General features: G+C 61.5%; 3 protein-coding genes. All 3 read left to right on the forward strand.

Features of this window, described 5'->3' with window-relative positions:
• The first annotated feature begins 15 nt into the window (after positions 1-15).
• Positions 16-696 (forward strand): invasion associated locus B family protein, encoded by a 681-nt coding sequence (locus PMI03_RS27775; RefSeq protein WP_007701891.1) that lies wholly within the window; start codon positions 16-18, stop codon positions 694-696.
• Between the two features lie 19 nt (positions 697-715).
• On the forward strand, positions 716-2,467 hold the full coding sequence (locus PMI03_RS27780; protein WP_007701893.1) for a ShlB/FhaC/HecB family hemolysin secretion/activation protein: 1,752 nt from the start codon (positions 716-718) through the stop codon (positions 2,465-2,467).
• Positions 2,468-2,621: 154 nt separating this feature from the next.
• On the forward strand, positions 2,622-6,708 hold a 4,087-nt coding region (locus PMI03_RS27785), incomplete at its 3' end, for an S-layer family protein (protein WP_007701895.1).

Raw genomic sequence — 6,708 nt, forward strand, 5'->3', positions numbered from 1 at the left:
TTCAGGAAGGTTTGCATGACGTTTGCGACATTGGCTAACGCATTTTCCGTCAAGACCCTCGCATCGGCGGTCTTCATCTCATCAACCCTATACGCGTCGTTCGGCCTTGCGCAGGAACAGCCGGCAGCACCGGCCAATGCAGGCACTCAGCAAAGTCAGCAAAGCCCTGCCGCGACGGCCGGCGGACAGACACAACCGGCGCCACAAGCCCGCGTGCAGAAGTTTGACGATTGGTACTATCGCTGCATCGACGGCAAGGCCGCAGACGGTTCTGCAGCTACGCATTGCGAAGTGGCACAGATCGCGACGGTGAAGCAGGGTGACCAGGACGTCAATGTGCTGACGCTCGCCATCGCCAAGGCCGATGCACCGGCCGCACCGGACAAGAAGACAGCAAAGCAGCCGGCAAGCGATCTGGTGCTGACCGCGCTCGTGCCGCTCAACATGTACCTGCCGGCAGGCTTGAGCATCGACGCGGCTGATAAGCCTGTTGTGCAGCTGGCCTATCGCAACTGCAACCAGGCCGGCTGCTGGTCACAGCAGAAGCTGGACACAAAGACGATCTCAGCGCTTGCCAAGGCGGCGGATGGGGTTGGTCATGTGCAGATGATGAATGGCCAGAAGGTCAACATCAAGTTCTCCCTGAAGGGTCTGTCGGCGGCATTGGATGCGCTGCAGAAGTCTGCCTCCAACTGACGTAAAGGCAGACAGGCTTATGACGTCAGCCCGGCGCCCAGCTGCCCCTCGCCACAATCTTGGTTTGACCGCCAGCGCACTGTTGGCGGTAATTTTTGCGATATCACCTGCAGCTGCCCAGACGCCAAATGACGACTTCGCCCGCCGGCAGGCGCAGGAGGCCGAGCAGCAGCGTCTGGAGACCTTGGGCCGGATGACCCCGAAGCCGGCGCAGACCGAGGCTCAGCAACCGGCCGCATCTGGTGGCCAGAAGGCTGGCCCGTGCTTTGCCATCACCCATGTCGAGGTCGAAGGTGTCAAACAGTTTTCGGCCACCGCTATCGACACGGTGACCGCACCTTATGCGAACCGCTGCGTTGGCGTCGGTGAGATCAACTCGCTATTGCGCGACCTGACGCATCTCTACCTCAACAAGGGCTTTGTCACCTCGCGTGTCTACGTGCCGGCCCAGGATATTGCCGGAACGAAGGTGCTGCGCCTGGTGGCGGTCGAGGGCACGCTCTCCGACATCTACATCAACGGCAAGCCGGCCCCCGGCTCCGGCATGCTGGCGACTGCCTTTCCCGGTATGAAGGGTCACATCACCAATCTGCGTGATATCGAGCAGGGCCTCGATCAGATCAACCGTCTCTCGTCCAACAACGCCAAGACGGCGATGCTGCCGGGGAAGACGGACGGCACCTCAATCCTCAATATCGAGAACAAGCCGGATCACCCCTGGCATCTCTCTTTCGGCAACAGTAATCTCGGCCAGGAACAGACGGGATATTCCAAGTCCTCGGCCTCGGTCGGCTATGACAATCTGTTCGGCATCAACGATCAATGGAACTTTTCTTACGAGCATAGCGGCCCGGACTACCCCTGGCGGAACGATGGCGTCGGCAAGAGCAACAGCTATTCCGGCAATGTCAGCGTGCCCTACGGCTACTGGACATTGTCGCTGAATGGCTCCTGGTATGGCTATGACAGTTCGGTTCCGGGGAATTTCGGGACACTGCAAACATCCGGCGACAGCAAGCAGGTCGGTATCGGCGCCGACCGGGTAATCTTCCGCGACAAGGATTCGATCACCACCCTCAACACTGGCCTGACCTACAAGGAAACCAACAATTTCCTGCTCGGCAGCAAAATAGAGGTCGGCAGCCGCAAATATACCGCCGGTGATCTCGGTATTTCCCATTCCCGCCGCATGCTGGGAGGGCTTTGGGTCTTCGACCTCTCCTACAGCCAGGGACTTAATCTCTTCGACGCCGTCGCACCTGGCGATGCCGGGGCTGGAGACGCCGATCCTCGTTTCTCCAAGTTCAGCGGCACGATCACCGTGACGCGGCCCTTCGAGGTCAGCGAACAGCGCTTCGAGATCAATTCGATCGTGACCGGACAATATTCGCCCGACAATCTGTTCGGGGCCGAGCAGATCTCGCTTGGCGGCTATTCCTCGGTTCGCGGCACGCGCGAGACCATGCTTTACGGCAATAACGGCTTCTTCGTCCGCAACGATCTCGTCTGGCGCACGCAGCCTTTCGCCGACAACGCGGAGCTTGCGAAGATCCTCGGCGAATTCCGGCCCTATGTCGGCCTCGACTACGGACGGATCGCACGCCAAGCGCGCTATCGCATCGATGGCGGTGACATGCTTGGCTGGACGGCTGGCGCCAAGCTCGCCGGCGGACATGTCAATTTCGATATCGGCTATTCGGACATATTCGGCGGAACGACAGATCGGCGCGATGCCGGGCTGCTTTTTGTAAGCACTTCGGTGCGGTGGTGACGATGGGCGCCAGCCGCACATTCACCAGTTTCATGGCTGCACCCGCCGCAACCTATTTGCGCCGATTGCAACATCAATTCTCTGGCCGGGCCTTGCGTCCGATGAATATGGCTCACCGCTTAAGTAGCGTGCTCTAGGAAGAGGCAGAACGACAGTGGCAGACATCAAAAGGTATAATAGCAAAGTACCGACGTCATCACGCCCCGTACTGGCGTTGGCCCGAGAGTTCACCGCGATCTTGCTGAGCGGCTTGCTTGTTTTCCAGCCGATGCTGGCAAATGCGCAGGCGGTTTCGGCAAGCACCACCGCACCCGCCGCCAACCAGCCGGGCGTTGGCGCGGCGCCGAACGGCGTTCCGCTCGTCGACATCGTCACCCCGAACGGGGCCGGCCTGTCTCACAACAAATTTTCGGACTTCAATGTCGGCACGCCGGGCCTGATCCTCAACAACTTCAAAGGCGAAGTCGGCACGTCTAATCTTGGTGGTGCCACGCCCGGTAACCCGAACCTCAACAGCTCCAGCCCCGCGTCGGTCATCCTCAATGAGGTGACCGGTGGGAACCGGTCTGCACTTAACGGCCCAACGGAAGTGTTCGGGAGCAGGGCAGACGTCATCATAGCGAATCCAAATGGCCTGACTTGCTCGGGCTGCGGCTTCATCAATACGCCGCATGCGACGCTGACGACCGGCGTACCCAATATCGGCGCTGATGGCAGCCTCACTGGCTTCACCGTCAATGGCGGCGATGTCACCTTTGAAGGGGCGGGGGCAAATCTCGCGGCTGCTCCTGGTGCCGTCGACCTGTTCGACGTCGTTGCCCGCAATATCCACGTCAATGCGCCGATCTACGGCAAGACCCTGCGGCTGACCGGCGGCGCCAGCCAATACAACTATGCCACCGGTGAAGCGACAGCACTGACCGCCACCTCCGGTACGCCGGAATATGCGATCGACGGCTCGGCCCTTGGCGCCATGCAGGCCGACCGCATCAAGGTCGTCGTCACCGAGAAGGGCGCCGGCGTCAAGATGAGCGGCGATATGGCCGCCAATGCCGGTGAACTGTCGCTATCGGCCGATGGCAAGATCTCGATCGGCAATGCGTCGGGCAGCCAGGGTGTGACCATCACCTCGAAGAGACAAGTCACCGCCGCCAAGGTCAGTTCGAAGCAGAAGGTCGTCGTTCAGGCCGATCAAGGCATCACCCTACAGTCGGTGGCAGCCGACAGCGATATCGTGCTTGCAAGCGGCACAGGCCTCTTGAGCGTCTCTGGCGACATCAACAGCGGCACGACGGTGCAGATGAGTTCGGGCGGCGGCATTGCCGCCGGCAGTGTCACAGCAGGCAATGGTACGGCGACGCTTTCGGCGACCTCCGGCAATATCGCGATTGCGGGTGCTGCCAATAGTACCGGTGATCTCAATCTGACCGCCACGGCCGGCTCGATCTCCGCAGGCTCACTGCTGAGCAACCAGAATATCGCGCTGACCGCTGGCCTCGACATCACTGTTTCCGGTAATGTATTGGCGCAAGGCAATGTCAGCGCCACCGGCCGGTCGATCTCCACCGGCGTGGCCGTCTCAGGCATCAATGTCGCCGCCACCAGCGCCGATCCCAATGGCAATGTCGTGCTCGGCTCAGCCGGGAACCTCAGCCTGACAGCAACGGGTGGCAATATAACCACCGGCAATCTGCTGTCGGCGGGAAGCCTCAGCACCAGTGCGACCGGCAATATGACCGCCGGGAACATCCAGACTACCGGCAATTTTACGGCGACCGCAGCCTCGCTGACATCAAGCAACATCACGTCGCATGGGGCGATCACCGTCAACGCATCGACCAACGCGAGCGGCCAGATCCTCGGCGCGGGCAACGTCCTGATCTCAGGCGCGGCCATCCAGGCCGGTGCCATCGTCTCCGGCGTCGATTTTGCCGCCACCAATGCGGCTGGCGGTACTCTCGCTGTCGGTCCGACCGGCACGCTCGATTTGACCGCCACGACCGGCAATATCGTGGTCGGCACGCTGCTGTCGGCCGGTGATCTGAATGCTCGGTCAGCACTGCTGCAGGCAAACACTCTGACAGGTCACGGCAATGTCGGCATCGATGGCGGCGTTCGTGTCGCCAACCAATTGCTTGGAGCCGGCGACATAACCATCAATGGCAACGCCAATGGTGTCAGTGCCGGTCTTCTTGCGTCCGGTGTCGACTTTGCAGCGACCAAGGCGGCTGGCGGCAATATCGTGGTGGCGAATAGCGGCGATCTCACGGTCAACGATAGTCTCGGCGCCGTCCAGGCAGGCACCATCATGGCAGCCGGCGCTATCAATACCACCGGTCAGACGATCACCGCCGATACCATCACCGGTCATCAGAACATCACGCTTTACGGCGCCACTGCCGTTACCGGCCAGATCCTAGGTGCGGGCAATGTCAGCGTCTCCGGCTCGACTATCGCGGCCGACGCCATCGTCTCGGGTGTCGACATCGCCGCCACCGATGCGGCGGGCGGCCGCATTACCCTTGGCCCGACGACAACGGGAACCGGCAATCTGACGCTTGCCGCCGCGGGCTTGCTCAGCGCCGATACGCTGTTGTCGGCAGGCAATCTTGATGCCAGTGGCGCGAACATTACCGCCGACAATATCTCGGCGCATGGCAATCTGACGCTTGATGGTGCCTCCAGCACGACGACCGCGAGCGGTCGCGTGGACATAAGCGGCCAGATTCTTGGCGCCGGCAATGTTTTGATCAGCGGCCAGAGCCTGTCTGCCCAGACGGTCGTTGCTGGCCTCGATTTCGATGCGACGAATGGGGCCGGGGGCAATATCGTTCTCGGTCAGGCTGGCGATTTGACCGTGTCAATGAACGGCGCGGTTACGGCGCCGACCATACAAGCAGCCGGCGTCATTGATATCAGTGGCGCCTCGGTTGCCGCCGATGCCATCACCGGCCATAAGGACCTCACTCTTTCCAGCACGGCTGCCGCGGGCGTGGATGTTACTCGTCAAGTGCTTGGCGGCGGTAGTGTCGACATCTCCGGCGCGAGCATCAAAGCCGGCACGATCGTCTCCGGTGTCGACTTTGCCAGAACAGCGGCCGCCAATGGCAACATCGTCCAGACGACAAGCGGCGATCTGACACTTGCTTCAAGCGGATCCCTCGATGCCGGCACGCTGTTGTCGGCCGGCGATCTCTCTGCCGCCGGTTCGACCATCAGCGCTGATAGTGTCACGGCCCATGGCGATGTCGCCCTTGATGGTGCGCCCGGCACGACGACCGCAAGCGGTCGCGTGGATGTGAGTGGCCAGATTCTTGGCGCGGGCAACGTGCTGATCACCGGTCAAAGCCTGTCCGCCCAGACGGTCGTTGCTGGCATCGACTTCGACGCCACCAATGCGGCCAGTGGCAATATCGTTCTTGGCCAGGCCGGGGATCTGACCATCGCAGTCAATGGCGCTCTTGCGGCGCCGACCCTACAGGCAGCCGGTGCCATCGACGCCCATGCGGCATCGATCTCCGCCAACGCGGTTACCGGTCACAAGGGTATTACCCTCTCTGGCGCAACCGGTGGCGTAGACATCGATAATCAAGTTCTTGGTGGCGGCGACATCAGTGTTGCCGGCTCCAGCATCAAGGCCGGTACCATCGTCTCAGGTGTTGATTTCGCCAGAACGGCAGCGGCGAACGGAACCATCGTCCAGGCGTCAAGTGGCGATCTGACACTTGCTTCAAGCGGATCCCTCGATGCCGGCACGCTGTTGTCGGCCGGCGATCTCTCTGCCGCCGGTTCGACTGTCAGCGCTGATAGCGTTGCGGCCCATGGCGACATCACTCTTGATGGTGCGACCACCGTTGCGGGCCAGATTCTTGGCGCCGGCAATGTGTTGATCACCGGTCAAAGCCTGTCCGCCCAGACGGTCGTTGCTGGCATCGACTTCGACGCCACCAATGCGGCCGGTGGCAATATCGTTCTCGGCCAGGCCGGGGATCTGAGCGTGTCGGTGAACGGCACCGTTGCGGCGCCGACCCTGCAGGCAGCCGGCGTCATTGATATCAGCGGCGCGTCCGTCGCCGCCGACGTGATCACCGGCCACAAGGGCATTACCCTTTCCGGCGTAACCGGTGGCGTGGACATCGATAGTCAAGTTCTTGGTGGCGGCGACATCAGTGTTTCCGGCTCCAGCATCAAGGCCGGCACCATCGTCTCCGGCGTCGATTTCGCTGCAACGGCTGGCGCCG

The organism is Rhizobium sp. AP16, from assembly GCF_000281735.1.
GTDB lineage: Bacteria > Pseudomonadota > Alphaproteobacteria > Rhizobiales > Rhizobiaceae > Rhizobium > Rhizobium rhizogenes.